We start from the raw sequence: 26,004 nt of genomic DNA, 5'->3' as shown, positions 1-26,004 counted from the left end.
GCGGCTCCTCGCAGGTCCCGGGGGCACCGCTCAGTGCGTCAGCGTCACCTTCGTCAGGCCACCGGGGTGGTCCACCTCGACCCCGCGGCGCTCGGCGGTGCGCCACGCGAGCAGCTGGCCGGGCACGACACCCACCACCGGTTCCAGCCAGTCCGCGACCCCGGCCGCCGCAGGCAGCCGGACCTCGATCGTCGTCGGCAGCCCCGGCTCCTCCGGCCCGGACACCACCTGCAGCACGGGCGCCCCACGGCGGGCGAGCTCCGGCAGCAGGTCCCGCACCCCGGCAGCCGCCGGGCCGGCACCCGGGAGCAGCAGCACCGGCACCTCGGGCCCGACGGCGGCCACGGGTCCGTGCAGCAGGTCGGCAGGGGTGAACGGCATGGCGAGGGTGCCGGTCAGCTCGGTCAGCTTCAGCGCCGTCTCCCGCGCGGTCGCCGCCGAGTAGCCGCGCCCCACGACCACCGCGCGGTCGTGCGCGGCCAGCAGGGCCGCGGCCTCCTCGAGCTCCTCGAGCCGGGCGGTGCCCGTGACCGCCGCAGCCAGGGCGTCGGGGACCGCCTGGGCCTCGGCGAGACCGCGGCCGTCGTCGAGGGCCACCACGAGCAGCGCCAGGGCGAGCGCCGAGGCCGTGTAGGTCTTGGTGGCCGCCACCGAGCGCTCCTCGCTGCAGCCCAGGTCGAGCACCGCCTCGGCGGCGCGGGCCAGCGGTGAGGCCGGGTCGTTGGTGACGGCGAGCGTGGGCCTGCCCGCCGCCCGCGCGGCGGTCACCACCGCGACGACGTCGGGCGAGGCCCCGGACTGCGAGACCGCCACGACGGCCCGGTCGTCCCAGGCGGGCGTGCGTCCGTAGGCCGTCGTCGAGCTGGGCGTCGCCTCCCCGGACGCCAGTCCCAGCCTGACCTCGACCAGGGTGCGGCCCAGGTGCGCGGCGTGCGCGGAGCTGCCCCGGGCCACGGTCACCAGGCCTCGGCTCCCCCGCGAGCGCAGCAGCCCGGCGTAGGCCGCCAGGTCGGGGCGCACCCGGTCCAGCAGCCGTGCGGCCACCTCCGGCTGCTCGGCGATCTCCTGCTCGAGCAGGCTGCTCACGCGGGCACCTCCTGCGGCGCAGTCTCGAGAGGCACACCCGCCAGCAGCACCTGGCGCACCGCGAGCGCCTCGTCGAGCACCACGAGGTCGGCACGGGCCCCGGGTTCGAGCACCCCGACGTCGGCGCGTCCGAGCCAGGCGGCCGGGCTGGCGGTGGCCGCCTGCAGCACCGAGGCCTCCCCCAGCCCCAGGGCGCGGGCGTTCTGCACGGCACGGTCCAGCGTCAACGCACTCCCGGCCAGCACACCCTGCGGGTTGCGCACGGCACCGTCACGCACGGTCAGGTCGACGCCGGCCAGCGCGAAGCGCCCGTCGGGCTGCGCCGAGGCCGCGGTGGCGTCGGTGACCAGCACGGTGCGGCCCGCGGCCGCGGCCCACACCACGCGCACGACGTCGTCGGCGAGGTGGTGGCCGTCGACCACCAGCTGCACCAGCACCCCCGGTCGGGCCAGGGCCGCCCCCGGCAGCCCGGGCTCGCGGTGGTGCAGCGGGCTCATCGCGTTGAACACGTGCGTCACCGCGCTCGCCCCGGCGTCGAAGCCCGCGTGCGCCTCGGCCGCGGTGGCCTGCGAGTGCCCCAGGGAGACCCGGACGCCGGCAGCAGCCAGCCGCCGCACGGTCGCCAGCGCCCCCGGCAGCTCGGGCGCCAGGGTCACCGCCACCACCGGCGCCAGGTCGAGCCACCGCGCCAGCAGCGCGGGGTCGGGGTCGCGACGGTGCTCGGGCGGGTGGGTGCCCAGCCGGCGCGCGCTCAGGAACGGCCCCTCCAGGTGCACGCCGAGCACGCGCGCCTCCCCCGGTCCGGGCCCGGCCGCGGCCACCTCTCCCAGCACGCGCAGGGCACGCTCGGTCGCGGCGGGCTCGGCCGTGATCAGCGTCGGCAACCAGGCGGTGACCCCGTGGGAGGCGAGCGCCCGCGCCACGTGACGGACTGCGTCGGCGTCGGCACCCATCAGGTCGACGCCGTCGAAGCCGTTGACCTGCAGGTCGACCAGGCCGGGGGCCGCTGTGCCGCCACCGACTGCCGGAGGCAGGCCGACCCGCGTGACGACGCCGTCGGTCACCTCCACGTCACCGCCCACCAACCGACCACCCACCAGCGCCCGGGCGACACCCAGCCGTCGGCTCACTCCGGTCGTGCCCACTCAGACCACCTCCGAGGTGTCTCGCTCGTACTCGTCACGCTCGTCACGCGCGTCGGCCGTGCCCGGTCCACCACACGCCCGCACCGACAGCCGCACCGGCCACGTCGCCGCCGCCAGCGGGGGTGGCAGGCCCAGGCCGTGCGCACCGGGGCTGAAGCGCCCCGGCACCCGGGGCCGGTGCTCGCCCGTGGTCACCGGCACCCCGTGCCAGGCCAACCAGCCGAGCAGCGCCCACAGCACGCTCTCCTTGCCGTCCGCGGGCAGGCCGTGGTGCTCGCTGGTCACCACCGGCACACCGTCGAGGTGGCGCCCCAGGGCCGCCATGAGCACCGGGTTGCGCGCACCCCCGCCCGACACGACCACCTCGGCCGGACCCCGCGGCGTGACGGCCTCCGCCACGGTGGAGGCCGTGAGCTCCACCAGCGTGGCCAGGACGTCGGGCCAGCGCAGCGGCCGTCGCTCGCGCGTCAGCACCCCGTCGAGCAGGTGGGCGTCGAGGACGCCGTCGAGCCAGGACTCGCTGAAGGTCTCGCGACCGGTGCTCTTGGGAGGGGCGGCGCGCAGGAAGGGGTGCGCGCGCAACCGGTCCAGCAGCGCGGGGTCGCAGGTCCCGGCCGCCGCCAGCGCACCGTCGACGTCGTGAGTGAGCCGCCCTGCACTGGCGCGCGCCGCGGCGACGTCGAGCAGGCAGTTGGCCGGCCCGGTGTCCCACGCCTCGACCCCGGTGCTCGTCACCACGCTGAGGTTGGCGATGCCACCCAGGTTCACCGCCACCCGCGGGCCTGCGGTCACCGGGCCGAGCCACAGCGCGTCGAGCACGCCTGCGAGCGGGGCGCCGTGCCCACCCCCGGCGACGTCGCGGGCACGCAGGTCCGAGAGGACCGGCAGACCGGTCGCCTCGGCGATCCAGGCGGGCTGACCGATCTGCAGCGTGCCGAGGCAGTGCCCGTCGACCACCTCGTGGTGGACGGTCTGACCGGGCGAGACCACCAGGTCCGCCGTCGCCCCCCGGTCCGCGAGCCACCGGCAGGCCGTCGCGGCGACGGCGGCCAGTGCCTGGCCGACCTCGGTGTCGAGCGAGCACAGCTCGGCGGCGGTCGTGCGACCGGGTGGCAGCAGCGCGAGCAGCCGCTCCCGCAGCCCGCGGGGCCAGGGGGCGGTGCGCGCGTCCAGCACCTCCACCTCGAGCTGCTCGCCACCGGCGGGCCCGAACCCCACGACCCCGACGTCGATGCCGTCGGCCGAGGTGCCCGAGGCGACGGAGACGACGATCACCGCGCGGCTCCCGCTGCCTGCTCGTGCTCGTGCAGCGCCCGACGGGCGCGACCGCCGTGCCGCTCGAGCAGCGCCTGTGCCCGGTCCGCCGGCAGGCCGGCCAGCAGTGCCACGAGCGCGGTCTTGGTCCGCCACCCGGACTGCTCCAGGGCGGCCCGCGCACGCTGGTCGTCGGCCCCGGTGGCCTCGCGCAGGATCCGCGCCGCCCGGCGGCGCAGCTTCTCGTTGCTGGCGAGCACGTCGACCATCCACGCGCCGTAGGTGTGCCCGGCCCCGACCATGGCCGCGGTGGAGAGGGCGTTGAGTGCGATCTTCTGGGCCGTGCCCGCCTTCAGCCGCGTCGAGCCCCCGAGCACCTCGGGCCCGGTCAGCAGCTCCACGGCCACCTGGGCCGCCGCGGCAGCCGCGCTCCCCGGGTTGTTGACGACGGCGACGGTGCGCGCGCCGCGGCGTGCGGCCTCCGCGAGCGCCGCCAGGACGTAGGGCGTCCGACCCGAGGCCGTGATGCCGACGACCAGGTCGCGCGGGCCGACGTCGAGGCCGGCGACGTCGTCGGCACCCGCCGCAGCGTCGTCCTCGGCGCCCTCGACCGCCTCGCGGGCGGCCGCCTCGCCGCCGGCGCAGAGCGCCACCACGGTGGCGGGGTCGATGCCGAACGTGGGCGGGCACTCGGCCGCATCGAGGGCGGCGAGACGACCGGGGGTCCCGGCGCCGACGTAGACGATCCGTCCACCTCCGGTGAGCGCCTCCGTGGCGAGCTCGACGGCTGCGACGAGCGCCGTGCGCGCTGCGGCAAGGGCGGCCGGCACCGTCGCCTCGGCATCGAGCAGCAGCCGCACCACCTCGGAGGGCTCGCGCGCGTCGAGGTCGGCGAGGTCGGGGCGCACCTGCTCGGTCGCGAGCGCGTCGACCTGGTGGGCCTGGTCGGTCCGGTCGGCCTGCACCACCGTCGGCGCGGGGCCGAGCGGCGGCTGCCGCAGCACCGCGGGCTCGTGCGGCAGGTCGCGGCGCGCGGCCAGCAGCAGCGCTCCGTCGTGCGACCCGCCCACAGCGGCCCGGAGCACGACCTCCGAGTCACCCGCCCTCGCGGCCAGCGCGTCACCGAAGGCGTCGACCAACGCGGGCGCCTGCGCCAGGCCACCGGTGAGCACCAGCTCGCCGGTGCCCGTGCCGCGCACCGCCGGCAGCGCGAGCTCGACCCAGCAGGTCACGGCCCGTCGCAGCACCTCCCCGGCCACCTCGTCGCCCGCGGCGGCGCACGCCAGCACCTCGGGCACGAAGGCGGCCGTGGTGCGGGCCTGCTCCCCCGAGGCCGCCAGGGTGGCGGGCAGGTCGGGGAGGTCCCCGAAGCGCGCGGTGGCGGCCGCGGTGAGGGCGGTCTCGGCGCCGCGGCGCTCCCGGGCGCGCAGCACCGCCCGGAGGGCCTCGCGCCCGATCCAGGCGCCGCTGCCGTCGTCGCCGAGCCACGGGCCCCAGCCGTCGGTACGCGTCGCACGGCCCGCGGCGTCGAGGCCGAGGGCGACGCTGCCGGTGCCCACGGCGAGCACCGTGCCGGGCTCGCCCGCCAGGGCGCCCGCGTGGGCCGTGACGGCGTCGGAGGTGACGGCGATGCGTGCGCCCGGGGTCGCGGCACCGAGCAGCTCCGCGAGCTGGGCGGTCGCCGCCGGCGCGGCCTCCGCCCCGGCGGCACCGACACACACCGAGAGCGGCGCTCTCGAGTGGTGGTCCAGAGCCACCAGGAGTCGGTCGAGCACAGCGCCGACGGCGGCAGCTGCCGCACGTGCTCCGCCGGGCTCGGCAAGCCCGGGCGACCCGGGCCCGGCGACCATCTCCCGGCCGGCCGCCACGGCACGACACCCGGTCTTCCCCAGGTCGACGCCCACGGCAAGAGCGCTGCTCTCGATCTGGTTCGTCATCGGGTGCTCCTCGCTGTGTGGTCGTCGCTGGCCTCGAGACCCAGCCGGTGCAGCACCGCGCGGGCGGAGGCCAGTCCGCCCCCGTGGCTGACGACGGCGTGACGGCGGGCGGGGCCCCGGTGGTCGTCGGGGCCCAGGTGCACGACCACCGCGTCGGGCCGGTTCCTGAGCACGGCAGCCACGACGGCGCGGGTGCCCGGGGTGCTGCGCCCCTCCACCGCCACCGCGAGGTCGCCTCCGGCCGCGAGGGCGTGCGCCTCCGCCTCCCGGACGTCGTGGACCTGCACGGCGCTCGGCTCCAGCAGGGTGAGCGTCGAGGCCCGGGCGCCGGCAGCCATCGAGGTCTCGGGCTGCACCACCAGCATCTGTGCGTCGCGACCCAGCCGCGGGTCGCCCTCGACGCTCAGCGCGAGAGCGGCGGGGTCGTGCGCCAGGTCGTCCGCGGGCAGGGCCTCGGGGACCAGCCGGGACGCGGTGTCGGCCAACGCCGCGACGCGGGCGGCCGCCTGCGCGAGCCGCGGGAGCGGCAGCTCGCCCGCCTCCACGGCTGCCACCACGGCCTCCACCACCTCGTGCAGCGCCGCTCCGTCGTCGTAGTGGTCGGGGTAGGCCGGGTTGCCCAGGCAGACCAGGTCGGCGCCCGCGGCCAGGGCGAGCACCGCTCCGGCAGCACGACCGACGCCCTCGGAGATGGCACGCATGTCGACGGCGTCGGTCACCACCACCTGGTCGCGACCGTCGAACCCGAGCTCGTCGCGCAGCAGGCCGAGCACGCGCGCACTCAGCGTCGCGGGCCGGTCGTCCAGCGCTCGCAGCACGACGTGCGCCGTCATCACGCACCGCACACCGGCCTCCACCGCGGCCCGGAAGGGCGGGAGCTCCCGGGCCCGCCAGGTGGCCTCGTCCACCTCGACGACGGGCAGCTCGAGGTGGGAGTCCGTGCGCGTGGCGCCGTGCCCGGGGAAGTGCTTGACGCAGGCCACCACGCCCGCCGCGTGGAGGCCCTCGACAGCGGCCGCCACGTGCCGTGCCACCAGCGCCGGGTCGGCGCCGAAGGAACGCTCGCCGATCACCGGGTTGTCGGGCTCGCTGGCGACGTCGGCGACCGGCGCGAGGACGAGGTCGACGCCGCGCTCCCGCGCGGCCGTCCCGAGCCGCCGCGCCACCTCGCGCGTGGTCGCCGGGTCGTCGATCGCGCCCAGCGCCGCCGGTGCCGGCCACGGCGACCCGGAGGCGGCGTCGAGCCGGGTGACGGTGCCACCCTCCTCGTCGGAGGCGACCAGCGCCCGCGGGCGGGCCGCGCGCACCGCGGCGGAGAGCGCGGTCACCTGGGCGTCGTCGCGCACGTTCTGGCCGAACAGGCACACCCCGGCCAGTCCCTCCCCGAGTGCCTCGACCAGCCACTGCGGCAGGTCGGTGCCGAGGAAGCCGGGCAGCACCACGCCAAGCGCCAAGCGGCGCAGGTCCTCCGACGCAGACCTGCTCATCCCTTGACCGCACCTGCGACGAGGCCCTCGCTGAGGCGCCGCTGCACGATGACGAAGAGCACCATCACCGGCACCGTGATGATCGTCGAGCCCGCCATCACCGACCCCCAGTCCGTGCCGTACTGGGTGAAGAACTGGCGCAGACCCGCGGCCACGGTGAACTTGTCCTCGTCGCCCAGGAACGTGATCGCGAAGACGAACTCGTTCCACGCGGTGATGAAGGAGAACACGCTGGTGGCGATCAGGCCCGGCAGGCACAGCGGGAACAGCACGTGCCAGAACATCTGGCGCCACGACGCGCCGTCCAGGTAGGCGGCCTCCTCCAGCTCCACCGGCACCGCGGCCACGAAGCCGCGGAGCATCCAGATGGCGAAGGGCAGCGAGAACGCCACGTAGACGACGGTCAGGCCGATCAGCGAGTCGAGCATGTCGAGCGAGCTGGCCTGGATGAACAGCGGGATCACCAGCGCCTCGAGCGGCACCATCTGGATCACCAGGACGAGCACCAGCATGGTGGTGCGCAGGCGGAAGCGGAAGCGCGCGACCGCCACCGAGGCGAGCAGCGCCAGCAGCCCGGAGGCGAGCACGGTGCCGACCCCGACCATCGCGGAGTTGAGCAGGTAGCGACCGAAGCCGGCCTCCCCGAAGACGGTCTGGAAGTTGGAGAGCGAGGGGTCCGAGGGCAGCAGCGAGCGTGAGCCGTCGTTGGCGCGCGCGTCGAAGGCGGTGCTGAACATGATCAGTGCGGGACCGACGCTGAAGGCGAGCACCAGCACGAAGCCGACGGCGTTGCCGAGTCGTCCGCGCAGCCTGCGCCGCGGGGCACGCGGGCCGCCGCGACCGTCGGTCGCGTAGGCGGGGGCACCGTCCGGGGCGGTCGGGGCGGGTGGGACGGCGGTGGTGGTCACAGCTCCTCCTGCTTGAACAGGGTGCGCAGGTACACGAGGGTGATGCCGAGGAGCAGCAGCGTCAGCACCACCGCGATCGCCGCACCCGACCCGTAGCGGTTCTGCGAGAGCGCGGTGACGTAGCTCCAGGTGCCGAGGTTGAGCACCTCGCGGTTGGTGCCGCTGCCGCCGGGCATCAGGTAGATCTGCGTGAAGACCTTGAAGTCCCAGATGGTCGAGAGCACCACGACGACGGCGAAGATCGGCTTCATCAGCGGGAACGTGATGTGCCAGAACCGGCGCCAGGCCCCCGCGCCGTCGAGCTCCGCGGACTCCAGCACCTCCTTCGGCACGGTGAGCAGGCCGGCGAGCACCGTGATCGCCACGAACGGGAAGCCGTGGTGCACCACGTTGAGCGTGGCGATGCCGAAGAAGGCCGCCCGGTCGGTGAACCAGTTGGTGGTGTCGGGGTCGGCCAGCCCGAGTGTCGAGAGCAGTCGCATCACCATGCCGTCGCTGGTGTCGAAGATGTAGACCCACACGTAGGTGCCGGTGACGGCCGGCATGGCCCAGGCCACCATGATCGCGCCGGTCAGCACCCCGCGCAGCCAGGGCCCCAGCCGCAGCAGGAGCATCGCGACCAGCGTGCCCACCACCACGGTGAGCGCCACGTTGACGGCGGCGAAGACCACGGTGTTGGGCAGCGCGACCTGCCACAGCGTCGAGTCGCCCAGGATCTCGCGGAAGTTGTCGAGCCCGCTCCAGTGGAACCCGCCGGTGCGCAGCTCGCGCAGGTTGAAGTCCTGGAAGGCGAGCGTGACCACCCACAGCAGCGGGTAGACGAGCAGGCCGCCCAGCACCAGCAGCGCCGGTGCCTGCAGCAGCCAGGGCAACCAGGGCGGCGTCAGGCGGCCGCCGCCGCTCCCCCGAGCCGGGGACGGTGACCTCTCCTGGGGCTCCGGGGCGCCCGGCTCCTGCCGCGGGGCGGCCTGCGTCGTCGTCATCGCTCTCCTGTGCTGTCCCGAGGTCCCTCAGCCGCGCTGGAAGATCTCGTCCATCTCGGCGGCGGCCTGCTCGGCCGCGGTGGCGGCGTCGGCCTTGCCCGAGAGGATCTCCTGCAGCATCGCCGAGACGGTCTTCTTGCCCTGCACCTGGCCGTAGAGGGGCGTCACCGGCACGGACTTGCCGGCCTCGCGCTCCTGCTGGGCGAACGGAGCCACGAGCGGGTCGCCCTCGGCCTCGATCTCCTCCAGCAGCGCAGTGGTGCCCGGGAAGTAGCCGGACTGGTCGCCCCACTTCTCGGCCAGCTCGCCGGTGCTCATCAGGCGCACCAGGGCGAAGGCCAGGTCGGGGTCCTCGGTGGTGTTGAAGATGCCGAGGTGCGAGCCGCCCAGGAACGAGGGCGAGAGCCCGCCGTCGGGGCCGGGGATCGGGAAGGCGCCGATCTTCCCCTCGAGGTCGGGGTTGGCCTCCAGCAGCGCGGCCGGCGTCCAGCTGCCGGCCACCATCATGCCCACGTCGCCGCGCGCGAAGGCGTCGGAGAGGTCGGCCTCGTCCCAGGTGGTCGCGGCGGGGCTGGAGAAGCCGTGCTCGGTGGCCAGGCCGGTGTAGAACTCGATGCCCTCCACCGCCTCGGGGCTGTCGACGGCACTGGTCCACGAGCCGTCCTCCTCGACGGCGAGCTCGCCGCCGTTGCCCCAGATGAAGGGCGCGACGCCGAACTCGCTGTCGCCGGCCACGGGGAACGCGAGCATCTCCGGGTCCTGCTGCTCGAGCGCCTCGCCGACCTCGACGAGCTCGTCCCAGGTCGTCGGCGGCTCGACGCCTGCCTGCTCGAAGAGGTCGGTGCGGTAGATGACCGAGCGCACGCCGGAGTACCAGGGCATGCCGTAGAGCTCGTCCTCCACGGTGCCCGCCTCCACGAGGCCGGGGACCAGGCCGTCGGCCAGGCCGGCGTCCTCGACGGCGCCGGTCAGGTCGACGAGCGCGCCGGCGTCGGCGAACTCGGGGGTCCAGGTGGTGCCCACCTCGGCGACGTCGGGCGTGGTGCCGCCCGCGATCGACTTGACGAACTTGTCGTGCGCCTCGGCCCAGGGCACGAACTGGACGTCGAGCTCGGCGCCGGTCTCCTCCTCGAACGCCGCCCCGACCTCCTCGAAGTACGGCTCGGCGTCGGGGTTGGTGCCCTCCATGATCCAGACGGTGAGCGTCTTGCCGCTGCCGTCCACCTCGCCGTCGGCGGTGCTGATCTCGGCGTCACCGCCGGTGCCGCCCGCACACGCGGTCATCAGGCCCAGGGCCGCCAGACCGCCCACCACACCTCGCGCCACACCTCGCGCGCCGCGCGCGCCCGTGCTGGTCACCCTCATGCTGGTTCCTCTCTCCGTGCGGTGTGACCCGAGGTCACACCGAGCTCCCGTCGGCGGGCGCCGGCGGGAAGATGTCGACGACGATCCGGTAGCGGTCGCCGCGGTAGGTGGAGCGCACGAACTCCGCGACGCGGCCGTCGGCCACGCGGGTGGTGCGCTCGAAGCGGAAGACCGGGTCACCCGCGGTGACGTCGAGCAGGGCCGCCTCGTCGTCCGCGGCGAGCGCCGGCTCCACGGTCTGGGTGCCCGAGACGACGGGGGTGCCGTGCCGGGCCGCCAGCAGGTCGTAGTAGGAGGCGCCGTCGAGGTCCTCGGCACGCAGGCCCGGGGCCACCGTCGCCGGCACGTGCAGGTCCTCCAGGGCCATCGGCACGTCGTCGGCCAGGCGCAGCCGGCGCACGTGCAGGACGGGGGTCTCCGGCGGCACGTCGAGCACCGCCGCGAGCATCGCTCCCGCCGGCGCCGTGCGGGCGTGCACGGTGCGGCTGTCCGGGCGCAGCCCTCGCGCGCGCATGTCGGCCGAGAACGACGTGGCGGCGAGCCGCTGGTTGACCTTCGTGCCGGCCACGAACGTGCCGGAACCGGCACGGCGCACCAGCAGACCGTCGGCCACCAACGCGTCCAGCGCCCGCCGCAGGGTCATCCTGGCCACCCCGAGCTCACCGGCCAGCACCCGCTCCGCGGGGAGCAGGTCTCCCGGGCCGCGCTCGGCGACCAGGCGCTCGAGGCTGGCGCGCAACCGCGCCTGGGTCGTGGGTGCGGAGCCGGCAGGTGCCGGGGCGTCGAGGGTGCTCACGGGCGCACCCGGGCCGCACGGGGCGCACTCTGGCGGTGTGCCTCGTCGAGGGCCGTCACCACGTACGTGCTGCCCCTGCGGCCGCTCGTGTGGTCGTCGCGGAACCCGGGCCGGGTCACGACGCCCACCAGGTGCGTGGCGTCGGCGAGGTCGCAGCGGTCCGCGCGTCGTCCCGGCACCCGGTAGACGGCGTACCGCTCGGCGCCGGGCACGGCGCGCCAGCGCACGGCGACGCCGTCCGCGGTGTCCTCGGCCTCCACACGCCCGACCGGTCGCGGAGCGCGTCCCGGCACCCCCTGCGTCACCGGCAGCAGCGCCGGGCGGGAGTAGTGGTCGGCCTGGACGACGTCCATGTGCCCCAGCCTGTTGGCGCGCACGTCCTTGGCCGAGAAGTACAGGTCGCCGACGACCTCGGGGTGCTGCCGGTTGAAGGTCAGGTGGCGGCTCATCTCGCGGGCGTCGAGCCAGGCGGGGCTCTGCGCGGGCTCGACGCCCTGCTTGTACGTGGCCTGGCCGATCTGCAGCTGCACGTCGGTGCCGCGCACGACGTCGGCCCACCACGGCACGAGCGCGGCGTAGTCGGCCGCTGCGAAGCCGATGTTCCAGTACACCTGCGGCGCGATGTAGTCGACCCACTCCTCGCGCACCCAGCGGCGCGTGTCAGCGTAGAGGTCGTCGTAGGTCTCGGCGCCGGCGGTGGTGGCCGATCCCTCGGGGTCGGTGGCCTGGTTGCGCCAGACGGCGAACGGGCTGACCCCGAAGAGCACGTGCGGGGCGATCGCGTGGATGCGCCGGTCGAGCCCCTCGACGAGCAGGTCGGTGTTGTGACGACGCCAGTCGGCGCGGCCCTCCGGGGTGTCGGCGAAGCCCGCCCCGTGCTCGGCGAACGTGGCGTCGTCGGGGAAGTCCTGGCCGGCCACCGGGTAGGGGTAGAAGTAGTCGTCGAAGTGGATGCCGTCCACGTCGTAGCGCCGCACCACCTCGAGGATCACCCGCGTCGTGAGCTCCCGGACCTGCGGCACGCCCGGGTCGTAGTACAGCTTGCCGCCGTACTCGCGGACCCACTCGGGGTGCCGCGCGGCCGGGCTGTCGGGCGCCAGTGCCGCCCGGTTCGTGTCCATGGCCACCCGGTAGGGGTTGAACCAGGCGTGCAGCTCCAGGCCGCGTGCGTGGGCGGCGCGGACGGCGAAGGCCAGCGGGTCGTACCCGGGGTCCTCGCCCGGGGTGCCGCTGAGGTAGCGGCTCCACGGCTCCAGCCGGCTCGGCCAGAAGGTGTCGGCGGTCGGACGCACCTGGAGGACCACGGTGTTCAGTCCGCGCGCGGCGGCCTCGTCGTACCACCTCACGAGCTCGGCGCGCTGCTGCGCGGCACTCAACCCGGGCCGGGAGGGCCAGTCGATGTTGGCCACGCTGGCGATCCACTCGCCGCGCACCTGGCGCAGCGGGCGGGCGGGATCGGTGGTGCAGGCCGCGCCGGGCCGGGTGTCGGGCCGCGTGTCAGGCCGCGTGTCAGGGGCGGCCGAGGTGGCCGGGCAGGCGCCCAGGAGGCTGGCCAGCAGGGCGGCGCCGGCGAGTCCGCCGAGACCGGCGAGCAGCGCGCGGGGGCGTCGGAGCACGATGTCCTCCCGAGAGGGTCGAGGCGCCCGGTCCCGAGTAGACCAATGGGCTAGGCCAAACATCTACCGTGGACCTCCTGCTGTCAAGACCCTGACGGTCGCTGATCCAGGACAACCTGTGGCCCGCGCCCGGTGCGGAGCAGCGCTCTCCTGCCCGGGAGCGAACCAGCCACGGATGCGAGCAGTGCTCTCGTCCACGGGCGCTGCTCTTGGGCGCACTGGCAGGATGGCCCCATGACCGACGCCCCCCAGACCGCACGTGAGGTCGCTCGCGCCGAGCTGACCGCCGCCATCCTCGACAGCGCGCGCTCCCAGCTGGCACAGGTCGGTCCGGCCGCACTCTCGGTGCGCGCCGTCGCCCGCGACCTCGGCATGGTCAGCTCTGCGGTCTACCGCTACTTCGCCACGCGGGACGCGCTCCTCACGGGCCTGATCGCGGAGGCGCACGACGACCTGGGCGAGGCCGTGGAGGCCGCCGACGCCGGGGTGCGGCGCGGCGACCTGCGCAAGCGGTTCCGGGCGGCCGCGCACGCCCTGCGCGACTGGGCGCGCAGCCACCCCCACGAGTACGCGCTGTGCTACGGCAGCCCCGTACCGGGCTACGCGGGGTCGGCCGAGACGACGACGTCAGCGGCCCGCGCCACCCTGGTGCTCCTGCAGCTCGCGGGCGACGCCGAGCTCGCCGGCCGGCGCGGAGGCCCGGCACGGGTCCCCGCCGCCGAGAAGGCCTCGGTCAAGCCGGTCTCGGAGTCCGTCGACCCGGCTCTCTCCCCCGCCTCCACCGTCCGGGCGCTGGCCGTGTGGGCCGCGCTCGTCGGTCACGTCTCGCTCGAGGTCTTCGGGCAGCTGGAGGGGTCCGTGCTCGACCCCGACGCCCACTTCGCCGCCGTCGTGGACCTGCTGGCCGCCGACCTCGACCTCGCCTGACCCGCCCGATGACCCCGCTGCGCGAGGGCGACCGCGTCGCGCTGCTCGTGCCCGGGTCGCCGGCCTACCTCGAGGCCGTCTGGTCGCTGCTCGCCCGCAGCGTGGTGCCGATCCCGCTCGACCCCCGGCTCACCGAGCACGAGCGAACCCGCATCCTGGCGCCCCTGGATCCGACCGTGGTGGTCACCGACGCTGCCGGTCTAGCCGCCGTCACCACCCCGGACCGGGGCGTGCCGCGGGCACGTCCGATGCACTGCACCAGCGGCACCACCGGCACCCCGAAGGGCGTCTGGAGCGGGTTGCTCGACGACCACGACGCCGACGCACTGCTCGCCGAGGAGCGCGACCTGTGGGGCTTCACCGCCGCCGACACCAACCTGGTGCTGAGCCCGCTCTACCACTCGGCACCGCTGCGGTTCGCGCTCGGGACGCTGCTCGCCGGGGGCTCGGTCACGATCCCGGGGCCGTTCGACCCGGTCGCCGTCACCGCGGCGATCGAGCGCGACCGGCCCACCAGCATGTTCTGCGTGCCGACGCACCTGCAACGCCTCTTCGCCCACTGGGACGAGCACGGCTGGCCCGACCTCGACTGCTTCCGCCTCGTCGCGCACGCGGGAGCGCCCTGCCCCACCGATCTGAAGCGTCGGTTGATCGAGGTCTTCCCACCCGGCTCGACGTGGGAGTTCTACGGGTCCACCGAAGGCCAGTTCACCGCCTGCCGCAGCGAGGAATGGCTGGAGCGCCCCGGCACCGTGGGCCGCGCTCGCCCGGGCCGCTCCCTCCTGCTCGACGACGACGGCACCATCTGGTGCACGGTGCCCGCGCACGCCCGCTTCAGCTACTTCAACGATCCGCAGAAGACAGCCGGTGCCTGGCGCGAGACGCCCGCCGGACCCGCCTTCACCGTCGGCGACGCGGGTCGGCTGGACGACGAGGGCTACCTGTTCCTCGACGGGCGCCGTGACGACCTGATCATCTCCGGCGGCGTGAACGTCTACCCGATGGAGGTCGAGCAGGTGCTCGGCGAGCTCGACGGCGTCGACGACGTGGCCGTGCACGCCGAGCCGGACCCCGACTGGGGCCAGCGCGTCTGCGCCGTCGTCGTCGGCTCGGCCACGCCCGAGGCGCTCGACGCCTGGGCGCGCACCCACCTGGCCCCGCCCAAGCGCCCCAAGCGCTACCGGTTCACCGACGCCCTCCCCCGCACCCTCACGGGCAAGGTGCTCCGCTCGGAGCTCTGAGGGCCGGCGAGCCCCGACCGCGGGGTGGTCGCCTCACACGTCCCATCCGCCTCAGACCTACCCGGTCGGCCGGCGAGATCCCCACACGTGGGCCACACCCATGGCCCACGAGATGCACCACAGGCCGACAAGTCCTGCCGCCACCTCCTCAGGCGCACGTCGGACCCCCGGCCGCACCTACCCTTTCGCCATGAACCAGACGAGGACGGCAGGCTGGTACCCCGCCCCGGAGGGGAACGGGCGCAAGCGCTACTGGGACGGCAACGACTGGGACGGCCCCTCCGTCCTGCCTCCCCCGGCACCGCCGGCGATGTGGATCGGGCTGGGAGTGCTGGGTGTGCTCGTCAGCGCCGTCCTCGTGGCCATCGGTCTCGACGGGGCCGTCGACGCCCTGGCCTACCTGGGCTACGCGCTGGCGGTCGGCTCCGGCATCGCGGTCTGGATCGGCGTCATCGCCGCCGGCGTGCGGCTGGGGATGCGGCACGCGCACCGGGACCGGCAGTAGCTCCGTGGCCAGTTGCGGCGCGCGTCGACATCTCTGCGGCAGAGGACCACGACTGCGCGCTCGCTGAGTCGGCGGGTTACGACGCGCACGACGCGGGTTCGCGAGCTCACCCGCGGTGCTTGCTCAACCTTCGCTCGCGACGCCGTCCGCGCTCGCTCCCATTCAACAGGCGAACTGGCGGCGGTAGGCGGCCGGCCCGACGCCGCGCACCCGCCCGAAGTGGTGGCGCAGCGTCGCGGCGTTCGAGAAGCCCACGCGGTCGGCGATCTGGTCGACGCTCAGCGACGAGCGCTCCAGCAGCTCCTCGGCGGCCAGCACGCGCTGCGCGGTGACCCACGCGTGCGGGGTGGTGCCGGTCTCGTCGCGGAAGCGCCGCGCGAACGTGCGTGGCGACATCAGCGCCCGCCGCGCCAGCGTCTCGACGTCGAGGGGCTCCTCGAGGTGCTCGCGCGCCCACGCCAGCAGCGGGCCGAGCGTCTCGGCGTCGCAGTCCGGGACGGCGCGGGCGATGTACTGGGCCTGACCGCCGTCGCGGTGCGGCGGCACCACGATCCGCCGGGCGGTGGCCGCGGCGACGGCCGCACCGAACTTCTCCCGCACCAGGTGCAGCGAGGCGTCGATGCCGGCCGCCGAGCCGGCACCGGTGAGCACCCGGCCGTCGTGGCAGTACAGGACGTCGGGCAGGACCGTGGCCTCCGGATAGGTGCGGGCCAACAGGTCGGTGTAGCGCCAGTGCGTGGTGCACTCGTGCCCGTCGAGCAGCCCGGCGGCGCCGAGCTCGAAGGTGCCGGAGCAGTGGGCGTAGAGGATCGCGCCGCGGTCGTGGGCGGCGCGTACCGCCTCGAGCACGGCGTCGTCGTGGTGGGTGAAGCGGTACTTGGGCGCCAGGCAGACCAGGTCGGCGTCCAGCGTGGCCTCGAGCCCCCGCTCCACGTGCAGGTCGTAGTCGGAGCGCCCGCGCACGCGGCCCGGGCTGGGTGTGCACACCCGGAAGTCGAAGGTCGGGGTGCCGTCCTCGGGGTGGGCCGGCTCGCCCCACACCTCCACCAGCGAGCCGAGGCCGAAGGGCTCGGCTCCGTCTTGGACGATCACTGCCACCGTGTGCACACAGCGATCCTGACACAGATGTGGCAGGAAATCGACTCACCCTGACTTTCCTGCCACTCGCGGCAGGATCGCGACGAGCGCACGATTACTGCCATGACCATCATCGCCGCCCTGTTCTGGACCGCAGCCTTCCTCGGCGCGGCCGCCGCCCTCGTCTCCGCGTTGCGCCACGACGGCGCCGGCCCGGACGCCCCACCCCGCTCGCACCACGAGGACGCGCAGTTCCTGCCGCCCGCCCGCCGCTGATCCGCCCACGTCGCGCCCCAGGACGCACCACGGCCCGACCCCCGCGAACGGGAGTCGGGCCGTGGTGATGGTGCAGTGAGGCTCGAGGAGCCTCAGCGACAGGTCAGTTGCTGCCGCCGGTGAGCTTCTCGCGCAGGGCCTGCAGCGCCTCGTCGGAGGCGAGCGAGCCGCCGTCGCCCTCCTCGGCGACGTCGTCGCCACCGGAGGAGTACGAGGTCGCCTCGCCGGCCTCGACCTCGGCCTGCTTGGCCTCGGCCTGCTGCTTGACGTGGGCCTCCCAGCGGGCGTGGGCCTTGGCGTACTGGTCCTCCCAGACCGCACGCTGCTCCTCGTAGCCCTCGAGCCACTCGCCCGTCTCGGGGTCGAAGCCCTCGGGGTAGACGTAGTTGCCCTGCTCGTCGTAGGTGGCGGTCATGCCGTACAGCGTGGGGTCGAAGTCCTCGACGTCGCCCGCGGCCGCGGTCTCGTTGGCCTGCTTGAGCGAGAGCGAGATCCGGCGACGCTCGAGGTCGATGTCGATGATCTTGACCATGACGTCGTCGTTGACCTGCACGACCTGCTCGGGGATCTCCACGTGGCGCTCGGCCAGCTCGGAGATGTGCACCAGGCCCTCGATGCCCTCCTCGACGCGGACGAACGAGCCGAAGGGCACCAGCTTGGTGACCTTGCCGGGCACGATCTGACCGATCTGGTGGGTGCGGGCGAAGTGCTGCCAGGGGTCCTCCTGGGTCGCCTTCAGCGACAGCGAGACGCGCTCGCGGTCCATGTCGACGTCCAGCACCTCGACGGTGACCTCGTCGCCGACGGTGACGACCTCGCTCGGGTGGTCGATGTGCTTCCACGAGAGCTCGGAGACGTGCACCAGGCCGTCGACGCCGCCGAGGTCGACGAACGCACCGAAGTTGACGATCGAGGAGACGACGCCCTTGCGGATCTGGCCCTTCTGCAGCTGGGTCAGGAAGCCGTGGCGCACCTCGGACTGGGTCTGCTCGAGCCACGCGCGGCGCGAGAGGACCACGTTGTTGCGGTTCTTGTCGAGCTCGATGATCTTGGCCTCGAGCGTCTGGCCCACGTAGGGCTGCAGGTCGCGCACGCGGCGCATCTCGACCAGCGAGGCGGGCAGGAAGCCGCGCAGGCCGATGTCGATGATCAGGCCGCCCTTGACGACCTCGATGACGGTGCCCTCGACGACGCCGTCCTCCTCCTTGACCTGCTCGATCGTGCCCCAGGCGCGCTCGTACTGGGCGCGCTTCTTGGACAGGATCAGGCGACCCTCCTTGTCCTCCTTCTGGAGGACCAGGGCCTCGACCTTGTCGCCCACCTCGACGACCTCGTGCGGGTCGACGTCGTGCTTGATGGACAGCTCGCGCGAGGGGATGACGCCCTCGGTCTTGTAGCCGATGTCGAGCAGGACCTCGTCCCGGTCGACCTTGACGATCGTGCCGTCGACGATGTCACCGTCGTTGAAGTACTTGATGGTCGCGTCGATCGCCGCGAGGAAGTCCTCTTCGGACCCGATGTCGTTGATCGCCACCTGGGGCGCGTCGTAGTCCGGGAGAGGGATGATGGTGCTCGTCATAAGGGAAAGGGATCCTTGGGTGGGCAGAAGTCGTGCGGACGCGCCCGAGGTCGGTGTTCACTACCGATGACGACCGCCGGCACGCTCCGAGGGAGCGGGCGGGGCAGGCTCATGCACTAGCGAGCGAGGGTCCGCTCCGTCTGGAACCCAGGCAGACCACAGGCGCAACGCCTGAGTCTACGCGCGGCCTCGCGAGCGCGTCCAATGCCCGGGTCGGGGACACGGAGCGGGGCTCACGCCAGGCTCCTGCGCATGACGACGCGCGGGTGCCCGGCGGTCACCGAGGACGTCTTGGAGACCACCGTGAAGCCGCAGGACTCGAAGAGCGCCCGGGTGCCCACGAACGCCATCGTGAGGTCGACCTTCTCACCCCGGTTGTCCACGGGCACGGCCTCGACGCCGGGCGCGCCGTGCTCACGCGCGAGCGCCACGGCACCCTCGACCAGGTGTCGGGTGATGCCCCGGCCGCGGTGTCCCGGCCGCACCCGCACGCAGAAGACCGACCAGACCGGCTCGTCGTCGACCGTGGGGATCACCGTCGACCGCGCGACCGGTAGACCGGCGCGCGGGGCGACACCCGCCCACCCGACGACCTCCTCGCCGTCGTAGGCCAGCACCCCCGGCGGCACCTCGGCGCCGACGAGGTCGGCGACGTGCTCGCCTCGCGCGCGACCGACCAGCTCCTTGTTCGTCCGGGAGTCCACGCGGTGGCTCAGGCACCAGCAGACGTTGGCGTCCGGCGACCTCTTGGGCCCGAGCATGGTGGCGACGTCGTCGAACACCCGGGCCGGGCGGACCTCGATGCTCACCCGTCGAACGCTACGTCGAGCCGCTCGTCGCGCGCCATGGCGAGGAGCAGGTCGTGGGCCCGGTCCGCCACCGGGTTCTCGCCGCGCCGGGTCGCGAGGAGCAGCAGCGGCAGCAGGTCGGCCGCCCGGGCGCGCAGGACGAGCTCGTCGCGGTCACCGCCGTGGCGTTCGCGGTACGCGTCCAGCACCGCGTCGCCGTACGCGGCCCACCGCGGCCCGCTCTCGAAGCGCAGCAGGTTGCCGAGGTCGGTGGCGGGGTGGCCGGCGTGCGCGAACTCCCAGTCGAGGACCCCGGTGACGGCGAGGGTCGCCGGATCCAGCAGCAGGTTCTTGGGGTTGAGGTCGCTGTGCGCGAGGCAGACGCGGTCGACGTCGGCGAGCAGCTCCTCGACGTCGGCTGCGAGCCCGCGCAGTGCCTCCTGCTCCACCTGCGACCAGTGCGCGAGCGCGGGGAGGCTCTGCTCGACCCAGTCCGCGAGGCAGTCGGGCCCCTCCCACGAGCCGATCCGCAGGTCGGCGTCCACGAGCGGCCCCTCGCGCAGCATGGGGATCGCGCCCAGCACCGCGGCGACGGCGCCGACGGCGGCCCCGGCACGACGCTGGCCGTCGTCGTCGAGGGTCGGCAGCAGCAGGTCGCCTCGCACCCCGGGCAGCACCGAGGTGACCAGCAGGCCGGGCTGGTCGTGCTCGGGCAGCGGGCGGCGCACCTCCAGCACCTCGGGCACCGGCAGCAGGCCGCGCACCAGGCGCAGCAGCGCGGCATCGACCTCGGCCGCAGCCTCGCCGCGGCCGGCGGCGTCGTCACCGGGCGGGTAGATGCGCACCACCTGGTCGCCGTCCGGGCCGCCACCCGCCGCCAGGAACGTGCGACCCGACCAGCCGCCCTCCAGCGGCGTCAGGGCGGTGAGGCCGAGGCTCTCGAGTCCCTCCACGAGCGCGATCGTGTCACGGTGCGTTCGCCCCGACGTCGCCACGCGGTCGCCCGGCCCGCGTTGGCTGGCGCCATGTCTCGGATCACCTCCCGCCAGGGGCGGCCCCGCCGCACCCTGCTCACCTCCCTGCTCGCCTCCGCTGCCCTCGGCGCCACGCTGCTGGGCCCCCTCTCCCCCGCGGACGCCGCACCGCCCGAGCGGCCCTCGAAGCCCTCGGACCCCGGGAAGCCCGGGAAGCCCGGCAAGCCCGGCAAGCCCGGCAAAATCACCGTGCCGACCCTCACCGGCCGGGCCACGCTCTCGGCCGACTACCTGGCGGCCGGTCCGCCCTCGGGTGCGCAGGTGACGCCGGCGAACGGGCGTCAGGGCCCCTTCGACGGCCAGGTCGTGCCCGGGTTCTCGGCCATGGTCGAGGCCGGTGACGGCACCTACTGGGCCCAGCCCGACAACGGCTTCGGCGCGAAGACCAACTCCGCGGACTTCCTGCTGCGCATCTACCGCGTCAGGCCTCTCTGGGAGCGCGCCGACGGCGGGCCGGGCGAGGTGCGGGTGCAGCGCTTCGTCTCGCTGCGCGACCCGCGCGGCGAGGTGCCGTTCCCGATCCAGAACGAGAGCACGCGCGAGCGGCTGCTCACCGGCGCCGACTTCGACATCGAGTCGCTCGTGGCCGCCCCGGACGGCACGTTCTGGATCGGCGAGGAGTTCGGGCCCTACGTGCTGCACGTGGCGCGCAACGGCGTGGTGCTCGACGCTCCGATCCCCCTGCCCGGCGTCACGTCGCCGCAGAGCCCGGACCTGGCACCGGGCCAGACGCCGACCCTCCCGGCGAGCAAGGGCTTCGAGGCGATGACCGGCAGCCCCGACGGGCGCTACCTCTACCCCGTGCTCGAGGGCGCTCTCAGCGCCGACACCGACCAGCGCCGCCGCGTGGTGCACGAGCTCGACACCCGCACCCAGCGCTACACCGGCCGGACGTGGAGCTACGAGGTCGACGAGGCCCCGAACCTGGTCGGCGACGCCTGGATGCGCGACCAGCACCGGATGGTGGTGCTCGAGCGCGACAACTACGACGGCGCCGCCGCCGTCACCAAGCGCCTCTACGAGGTCGACCTGCGCCGCACCGACGCCGCGGGCAACCTGGTCAAGACGCTGCTGGTCGACCTCACGAGGATCGCCAACCCCGATCGCATCGGCGTCGCCGCCGACCCGGGTGCCTACGGCGTCTCCGACCCGTTCAGCTTCCCGTTCGTCTCGGTCGAGGTGGTGCTGGGTCTGCGTGACGGCCAGCTGCTGGTGGCCAACGACAACAACTACCCCGGCGACGACGCGCGCCGACCGGGCACGCCCGACGACACCGAGCTGATCACGATCGACCTGCGCCGTGAGCGCGCACCCGAGCCGAACAGCCGGCTCGTGGTGGGGCACCGCGGAGCGAGCGGCGACCGGCCCGAGCACACCCTGGCCTCCTACGAGGAGGCGATCCGCCAGTGCGCCGACTTCATCGAGCCCGACCTCGTGCCCACGAAGGACGGTGCGCTGGTGGCCCGTCACGAGAACGAGATCGGCGGCACCACCGACGTCTCCACCCGGCCGGAGTTCGCCGCGCGCCGCACCACCAAGACCGTGGACGGCGTGCGCTACACCGGCTGGTTCACCGAGGACTTCACCCTCGCGGAGCTCAAGACCCTCCGCGCCAAGGAGCGGATCCCCGGCACCCGCCCGCAGAACACCCGCTTCGACGGCCTGTACGCCGTGCCGACGCTCGACGAGGTGCTCGACCTCGCCCGCCACTCCCGCACCTGCGACGGGAGCCCGGTGGGGGTCTACGTCGAGACCAAGCACCCCACCTACTTCGACGGGCTCGGCCTCTCGATGGAGGAGCCGCTGGTCGAGGAGCTGGAGCGCAACGGCTTCGGCGACACCCCGGACCGGGTGTTCCTGCAGAGCTTCGAGACCAGCAACCTCAAGGACCTCGACCGGATGACCGACCTGCCGCTGGTGCAGCTGACCGGCTGCTCGGGTGCGCCCTACGACCTGGTGGCGCGGGGTGACCGGCGGACCTACGCCGACCTGGTGAGCCGCACCGGGCTGCGCCAGGTGAGCCGCTACGCCGACGGCCTCGGCCCGTGCAAGGACCAGGTGGTCCCGCGCGACGCCCAGGGTCGTCTGCTGCGGCCCACGGCCGTGGTCGACGACGCCCACCGGTTCGACCTGCTGGTGCACCCCTACACGTTCCGGGTGGAGAACCAGTTCCTGCCTGCGCAGTTCCGGCGCGGCAGCGACCCGAACGCGCCGGGTGACCTCGCCGGCGAGCTGCGCGTCTTCCTGCGCGCCGGGATCGACGGCTTCTTCACCGACAACCCGGGACTGGGGGTCCGCGCCCTGCGCTGAGCAGCGAAGAAGTTACCCAGCGCGTACGACCCTGATGCGGGGTCCTCGGTAAATAGTTGCCGAGGACCTCGCATCGTGGCGTCTAGACCGGGTACGGTGCCGCTACGGGTCGCTTCCCCCCACCCCCCTCGCGACCCACCCGACCGGCACTCCCCCCAGGCCTCACCCCGGCCGCCGGCGTCCTGACCGGTCCCCTCCCCGCCACTGCTCCCTCCCCCCACGAAGGACCTCCCCCCATGACGCTCCGCCCTGCCCTCGCGGCGGCGGCCACGGCCTCGACGGCGCTCGCGTTCGCGCTGTCCGGCGCCACCGCCGCCCAGGCCGATCCGTTGCCCGCCCCGTACACCGCGGCCGGCGCGGCCGACATCGTCACCGTCGACGCCGACCTGCTCGGCACCGACCTGGCCGACGTCGGCATCGGCCACGCGGCCGCCGACGCGGACAGCACCCGCGCCACCGACAACGCCACGGCCGAGAGCCTCAACCTCGCGCTGGGGCTCGGCGGCGGCAGCCTGCCGGTCGACGGCGCCAGCTCCGTGGCACCCCCGAGCGCCTCGGACAGCTACGAGCTGGTCCCGGCCGACCTGTCCCCGCTGCTGGATCTCGGCGTCATCGCCGGCAGCACCAGCGCCGCCTGGTCGGGCGCCGACGCCTGCGTGCCCGCCGTCAGCGGGGTGCGCGAGCTCTCCTCGGCCAGCACGCAGCTGGCCTCCGCGGAGGTCGTCGACCTGTCGGTGGCCGGCCAGAGCCAGGCGGTCGCCCAGGTGGGCGCCTCGGCCACCACCAGCCGCACCAGCCTGGTCGACGTCGCCGGCAGGGGCTCTACCGTGGCCACCGAGACCACCTCCGAGATCGGCGACATCTCGCTGCTCGCCGGGGCCGTCACCGTGCAGGTGGCCGACCCCGTGCGCCTGCTGGCCGCCTCCGACGGCGCGACGACCGCGGTGCAGTACAGCAACCCGACCGTCGTGGTGCGCGTGGCGGGCGAGGACGCCGTCACCCTCAACGACGTCGAGGGCGGCACGTTCACGACCAACGAGCTCGACGTGCTGGGTCTCGCGACCGCCGACGTGACCGCCACGCTGCTCGACCCCGAGGACACCTCGAGCGGTGCCGCCGCCAGCGCCACCCTGGACGCCGTCGTCTCCCTGAACGTCCGGGTGGAGCTGCTCGGATCCGAGCTGGCCGACGTGACCCTGCGGGTCTCGCCGATGAGTGCCGCGGCCACCGCGCCCACGGGCGGCGTCGAGTGCGGGCAGGTGGACCCGCCGGGTGACGACGAGGACGGCGACGGCCTGACCGACGACCAGGAGGAGATCGTCGGCACCGACCCGACCGATGCCGACTCCGACGACGACGGGGTGAACGACGGCGCCGAGGACAACGACGGCGACGGCCTGACCAACCTCGAGGAGTTCTCCGGCTCGGAGAACGACCTCTACGGCAACGAGCCGACCGACCCCACCGACGCCGACTCCGACGACGACGGCCTGACCGACGGCCAGGAGGTCGACGAGACGGGCACCGACCCGAACGACGCCGACTCCGACGACGACGGGATCCATGACGACGCCGAGGACCCGGACGCCGACGGGCTGACCAACCTGGAGGAGGTCACCGGCTCCGAGAACGACGACTTCGGCAACGAGGCCACGGACCCGCAGGACCCCGACACCGACGACGGCGGGGTGGAGGACGGCGCCGAGACGACGGCGGGCACCGACCCGAACGACCCGGCGGACGACGACCCGGGCACGCCCCCGGTCGACTCCGACGGTGACGGCCTGACCGACGAGCAGGAGGAGACCCTCACCGACACCGACCCCCAGGACCCCGACACCGACGGTGACGGCCTGATGGACGGCGTCGAGGACCCGGACGCCGACGGGCTGACCAACCTCGAGGAGGTCACCGGCTCCGAGAACGACGACTTCGACAACGAGGCCACCGACCCGCTCGACCCCGACACCGACGACGGCGGCGTGACCGACGGCCAGGAGACCGTGGACGGCACCGACCCCAACAACGGGGCGGACGACGACACCGGCCCGGACCGCGACAACGACGGGTTGACCGACGAGGAGGAGGCCTTCCTGGGCACCGACCCGACCGATCCCGACACCGACGGTGACGGCGTCGAGGACGGCCAGGAGGACCTCGACGGCGACGGTCTGACCAACCTGCAGGAGCTGCGCGGCTCGGAGAACGGGCGCTACGGCAACCGGCCGACGGACCCGCGCAACCCCGACAGCGACAACGACGGTCTCGGCGACGGCCAGGAGATCGCTCGCCGCACCGACCCGCGCAACGCCGACACCGACCGCGACGGCCTGCGCGACGGCGCCGAGGTGAACCGCCACCGCACCAACCCGCTGCTGCGCGATACCGACCGCGACGGGCTGGTCGACGGGCGGGAGGTGAACCGGCTGCGCACCAACCCGCGGGCCAAGGACACCGACCGCGACGGGCTGACCGACAAGCAGGAGGTCACCGGGTCGAAGAACAAGCGCTACGGCCGGTGCGCCACCGACCCGCGGCGCAAGGACTCCGACCGCGACAAGCTCACCGACGGCCAGGAGGTGAAGCGGTTCCGGACCAACCCCTGCGACCGCGACACCGACGGCGGCGGAGTGCGCGACGGCGTGGAGGTCGAGGCGGGCAGCGACCCGCTCGACCCCCGCAGCACGCCGAAGAACCCCTGACGGGGGTTCCCACAGACGCGGGCGTCGGCCGCCCTCACCCCCCAGAGGGCCGCCGGCGCCTGCCTGACCCGCACCCTGGCGGGGCGGAGGCGGGCACGGACCTCACCCGAGGTCCGTGCCCGTCGTCGTGTCCCGCTAGCTTCGGTAGGCTCCGGGCGTGGACGAGCAGTGGCCCAACCCGCCCGTGCACGTGGACCGGCGCCCGGTCGACGAGGCCGAGTCGCGCAGCGCCAACGGCCCGGACTGGGACCGCTACGCCGACGAGTACCAGGCCACCCACGGGGAGTTCCTCGGTGACGTCGGCTTCGTGTGGGGGCCCGAGGGCCTCACCGAGGCCGAGGCGGGGGTGCTGGGCCCGCTGTCTGGACGCGACGTGCTCGAGCTCGGCTCGGGAGCCGGACAGTGCTCGCGGTGGGTGCGCAGCCAGGGCGCGCGCAGCATCGGCCTGGACCTCTCCCACCGCCAGCTGCAGCACTCCCGGCGACTGGACGACTCCACCGGGCTGAGCGTCCCCTCGGTGCGGGCCACCGCGACCGCGCTGCCCTTCCGCACCGCCACCTTCGACGTCGTCTTCTGCTCCTTCGGCGCGCTGCAGTTCGTGCACGACCTCGGCGCGGCGCTGGCGGAGACCGTGCGGGTGCTGCGCCCCGGCGGACGGTTCGCGTTCTCGATCACCCACCCGACGCGGTGGGTCTTCCCCGACCACCCCGGCTCCGAGGGACTCACCGCCAGCCAGTCCTACTGGGACCGCACGCCCTACGTGGAGTCCGACCCGGACACCGGTCGCGCCACCTACGTGGAGCACCACCGCACGCTCGGCGACTGGGTGGCGTTGCTCGCGGGCCACGGCTTCGTGATCACCGACCTGCTCGAGCCGGAGTGGCCCGAGGGCCACGAGCGCGTGTGGGGCGGCTGGTCCGCGCTGCGAGGGCGGATCACGCCCGGCACCGCGGTCTTCGGCGCGACACTGGGCCCCGCCGCGGCCTGA

General features: G+C 74.3%; 21 protein-coding genes. 7 read left to right on the top strand and 14 right to left on the bottom strand.

Annotated features, from left to right (window positions below):
- Window positions 1–30: 30 nt before the first annotated feature.
- The 10 genes from ABD948_RS20365 to ABD948_RS20320 are packed head-to-tail and all read right to left on the bottom strand — an operon-like array spanning window position 31 to window position 12,577.
- A complete protein-coding gene (locus ABD948_RS20365; RefSeq protein WP_345271712.1) occupies window positions 31–1,086 on the bottom strand; it encodes an SIS domain-containing protein in 1,056 nt (351 codons plus the stop codon).
- Complete coding sequence (gene nagA / locus ABD948_RS20360) at window positions 1,083–2,231, bottom strand: N-acetylglucosamine-6-phosphate deacetylase (RefSeq protein WP_345271711.1); 1,149 nt, start codon at window positions 2,229–2,231, stop codon at window positions 1,083–1,085. The genes ABD948_RS20365 and nagA overlap by 4 nt, the downstream gene beginning before the upstream one ends.
- On the bottom strand, window positions 2,232–3,506 hold the full coding sequence (locus ABD948_RS20355) for an anhydro-N-acetylmuramic acid kinase (RefSeq protein WP_345271710.1): 1,275 nt from the start codon (window positions 3,504–3,506) through the stop codon (window positions 2,232–2,234). It lies immediately after the preceding gene.
- Window positions 3,503–5,422, bottom strand: coding sequence for an N-acetylmuramic acid 6-phosphate etherase (gene murQ, locus ABD948_RS20350; RefSeq protein ID WP_345271709.1), 1,920 nt, complete (start codon window positions 5,420–5,422; stop codon window positions 3,503–3,505). The genes ABD948_RS20355 and murQ overlap by 4 nt, the downstream gene beginning before the upstream one ends.
- Complete coding sequence (locus ABD948_RS20345) at window positions 5,419–6,909, bottom strand: glycoside hydrolase family 3 protein (protein WP_345271708.1); 1,491 nt, start codon at window positions 6,907–6,909, stop codon at window positions 5,419–5,421. The genes murQ and ABD948_RS20345 overlap by 4 nt, the downstream gene beginning before the upstream one ends.
- On the bottom strand, window positions 6,906–7,817 hold the full coding sequence (locus ABD948_RS20340) for a carbohydrate ABC transporter permease (RefSeq protein WP_345271707.1): 912 nt from the start codon (window positions 7,815–7,817) through the stop codon (window positions 6,906–6,908). The genes ABD948_RS20345 and ABD948_RS20340 overlap by 4 nt, the downstream gene beginning before the upstream one ends.
- On the bottom strand, window positions 7,814–8,800 hold the full coding sequence (locus tag ABD948_RS20335; protein WP_345271706.1) for a carbohydrate ABC transporter permease: 987 nt from the start codon (window positions 8,798–8,800) through the stop codon (window positions 7,814–7,816). The genes ABD948_RS20340 and ABD948_RS20335 overlap by 4 nt, the downstream gene beginning before the upstream one ends.
- 27 nt (window positions 8,801–8,827) lie before the next feature.
- Window positions 8,828–10,165: a sugar ABC transporter substrate-binding protein gene (locus tag ABD948_RS20330; RefSeq protein WP_345271705.1), complete on the bottom strand. Its 1,338-nt coding sequence runs from the start codon at window positions 10,163–10,165 to the stop codon at window positions 8,828–8,830.
- A gap of 34 nt (window positions 10,166–10,199) precedes the next feature.
- A complete protein-coding gene (locus ABD948_RS20325) occupies window positions 10,200–10,961 on the bottom strand; it encodes a GntR family transcriptional regulator (RefSeq protein ID WP_345271704.1) in 762 nt (253 codons plus the stop codon).
- On the bottom strand, window positions 10,958–12,577 hold the full coding sequence (locus tag ABD948_RS20320; RefSeq protein ID WP_345271703.1) for a glycoside hydrolase family 10-like protein: 1,620 nt from the start codon (window positions 12,575–12,577) through the stop codon (window positions 10,958–10,960). The genes ABD948_RS20325 and ABD948_RS20320 overlap by 4 nt, the downstream gene beginning before the upstream one ends.
- Window positions 12,578–12,811: 234 nt before the next feature.
- Here ABD948_RS20320 and ABD948_RS20315 point away from each other — a divergent pair, with 234 nt between their 5' ends.
- The 3 genes from ABD948_RS20315 to ABD948_RS20305 all read left to right on the top strand — a co-directional run bounded on the left by ABD948_RS20315 (window position 12,812) and on the right by ABD948_RS20305 (window position 15,250).
- Window positions 12,812–13,504: a TetR/AcrR family transcriptional regulator gene (locus ABD948_RS20315; protein WP_345271702.1), complete on the top strand. Its 693-nt coding sequence runs from the start codon at window positions 12,812–12,814 to the stop codon at window positions 13,502–13,504.
- An 8-nt stretch (window positions 13,505–13,512) separates the two neighbouring features.
- Complete coding sequence (locus ABD948_RS20310) at window positions 13,513–14,745, top strand: class I adenylate-forming enzyme family protein (protein ID WP_345271701.1); 1,233 nt, start codon at window positions 13,513–13,515, stop codon at window positions 14,743–14,745.
- A gap of 190 nt (window positions 14,746–14,935) precedes the next feature.
- Window positions 14,936–15,250 (top strand): DUF2510 domain-containing protein, encoded by a 315-nt coding sequence (locus ABD948_RS20305; RefSeq protein WP_345271700.1) that lies wholly within the window; start codon window positions 14,936–14,938, stop codon window positions 15,248–15,250.
- Window positions 15,251–15,412: 162 nt separating this feature from the next.
- Here the strand turns inward: ABD948_RS20305 and ABD948_RS20300 are convergent, their stop codons facing one another.
- Entirely contained in the window at window positions 15,413–16,357 is a 945-nt protein-coding gene (locus ABD948_RS20300) for a GlxA family transcriptional regulator (RefSeq protein WP_345271699.1), read from the bottom strand.
- Between the two features lie 93 nt (window positions 16,358–16,450).
- Between ABD948_RS20300 and ABD948_RS20295 the strand changes: the two genes are divergently transcribed.
- On the top strand, window positions 16,451–16,603 hold the full coding sequence (locus ABD948_RS20295; protein ID WP_345271698.1) for a hypothetical protein: 153 nt from the start codon (window positions 16,451–16,453) through the stop codon (window positions 16,601–16,603).
- A 103-nt stretch (window positions 16,604–16,706) separates the two neighbouring features.
- On the opposite strand, the gene rpsA is transcribed toward ABD948_RS20295, so the two are convergent.
- The 3 genes from rpsA to ABD948_RS20280 form a co-directional block, all read right to left on the bottom strand.
- Window positions 16,707–18,182, bottom strand: a complete 1,476-nt coding sequence (rpsA, locus tag ABD948_RS20290; protein WP_345271697.1) for a 30S ribosomal protein S1 — start codon at window positions 18,180–18,182, stop codon at window positions 16,707–16,709.
- Between the two features lie 233 nt (window positions 18,183–18,415).
- Window positions 18,416–18,991 (bottom strand): GNAT family N-acetyltransferase, encoded by a 576-nt coding sequence (locus tag ABD948_RS20285; RefSeq protein ID WP_345271696.1) that lies wholly within the window; start codon window positions 18,989–18,991, stop codon window positions 18,416–18,418.
- The gene (locus ABD948_RS20280) at window positions 18,988–19,923 is read right to left on the bottom strand and encodes a phosphotransferase family protein (protein WP_345271695.1); all 936 of its coding nucleotides are present in this window, start codon (window positions 19,921–19,923) and stop codon (window positions 18,988–18,990) included. The genes ABD948_RS20285 and ABD948_RS20280 overlap by 4 nt, the downstream gene beginning before the upstream one ends.
- Before the next feature lie 72 nt (window positions 19,924–19,995).
- On the opposite strand from ABD948_RS20280, the gene ABD948_RS20275 reads away from it, so the two are divergent.
- From ABD948_RS20275 to ABD948_RS20265, 3 genes are all read left to right on the top strand, one after another.
- Window positions 19,996–22,314 carry an esterase-like activity of phytase family protein gene (locus tag ABD948_RS20275; RefSeq protein WP_345271694.1) on the top strand — a complete coding sequence of 773 codons (2,319 nt, stop codon included), beginning with the start codon at window positions 19,996–19,998 and terminating at the stop codon, window positions 22,312–22,314.
- Between the two features lie 236 nt (window positions 22,315–22,550).
- On the top strand, window positions 22,551–25,016 hold the full coding sequence (locus ABD948_RS20270) for a hypothetical protein (RefSeq protein ID WP_345271693.1): 2,466 nt from the start codon (window positions 22,551–22,553) through the stop codon (window positions 25,014–25,016).
- Between the two features lie 157 nt (window positions 25,017–25,173).
- A complete protein-coding gene (locus tag ABD948_RS20265) occupies window positions 25,174–26,004 on the top strand; it encodes a class I SAM-dependent methyltransferase (RefSeq protein WP_345271692.1) in 831 nt (276 codons plus the stop codon).

Source organism: Nocardioides nanhaiensis, from assembly GCF_039542785.1.
GTDB classification, from domain to species: Bacteria; Actinomycetota; Actinomycetes; order Propionibacteriales; family Nocardioidaceae; genus Nocardioides; species Nocardioides nanhaiensis.
This window is presented reverse-complemented; position numbering and strand designations above follow the sequence as displayed.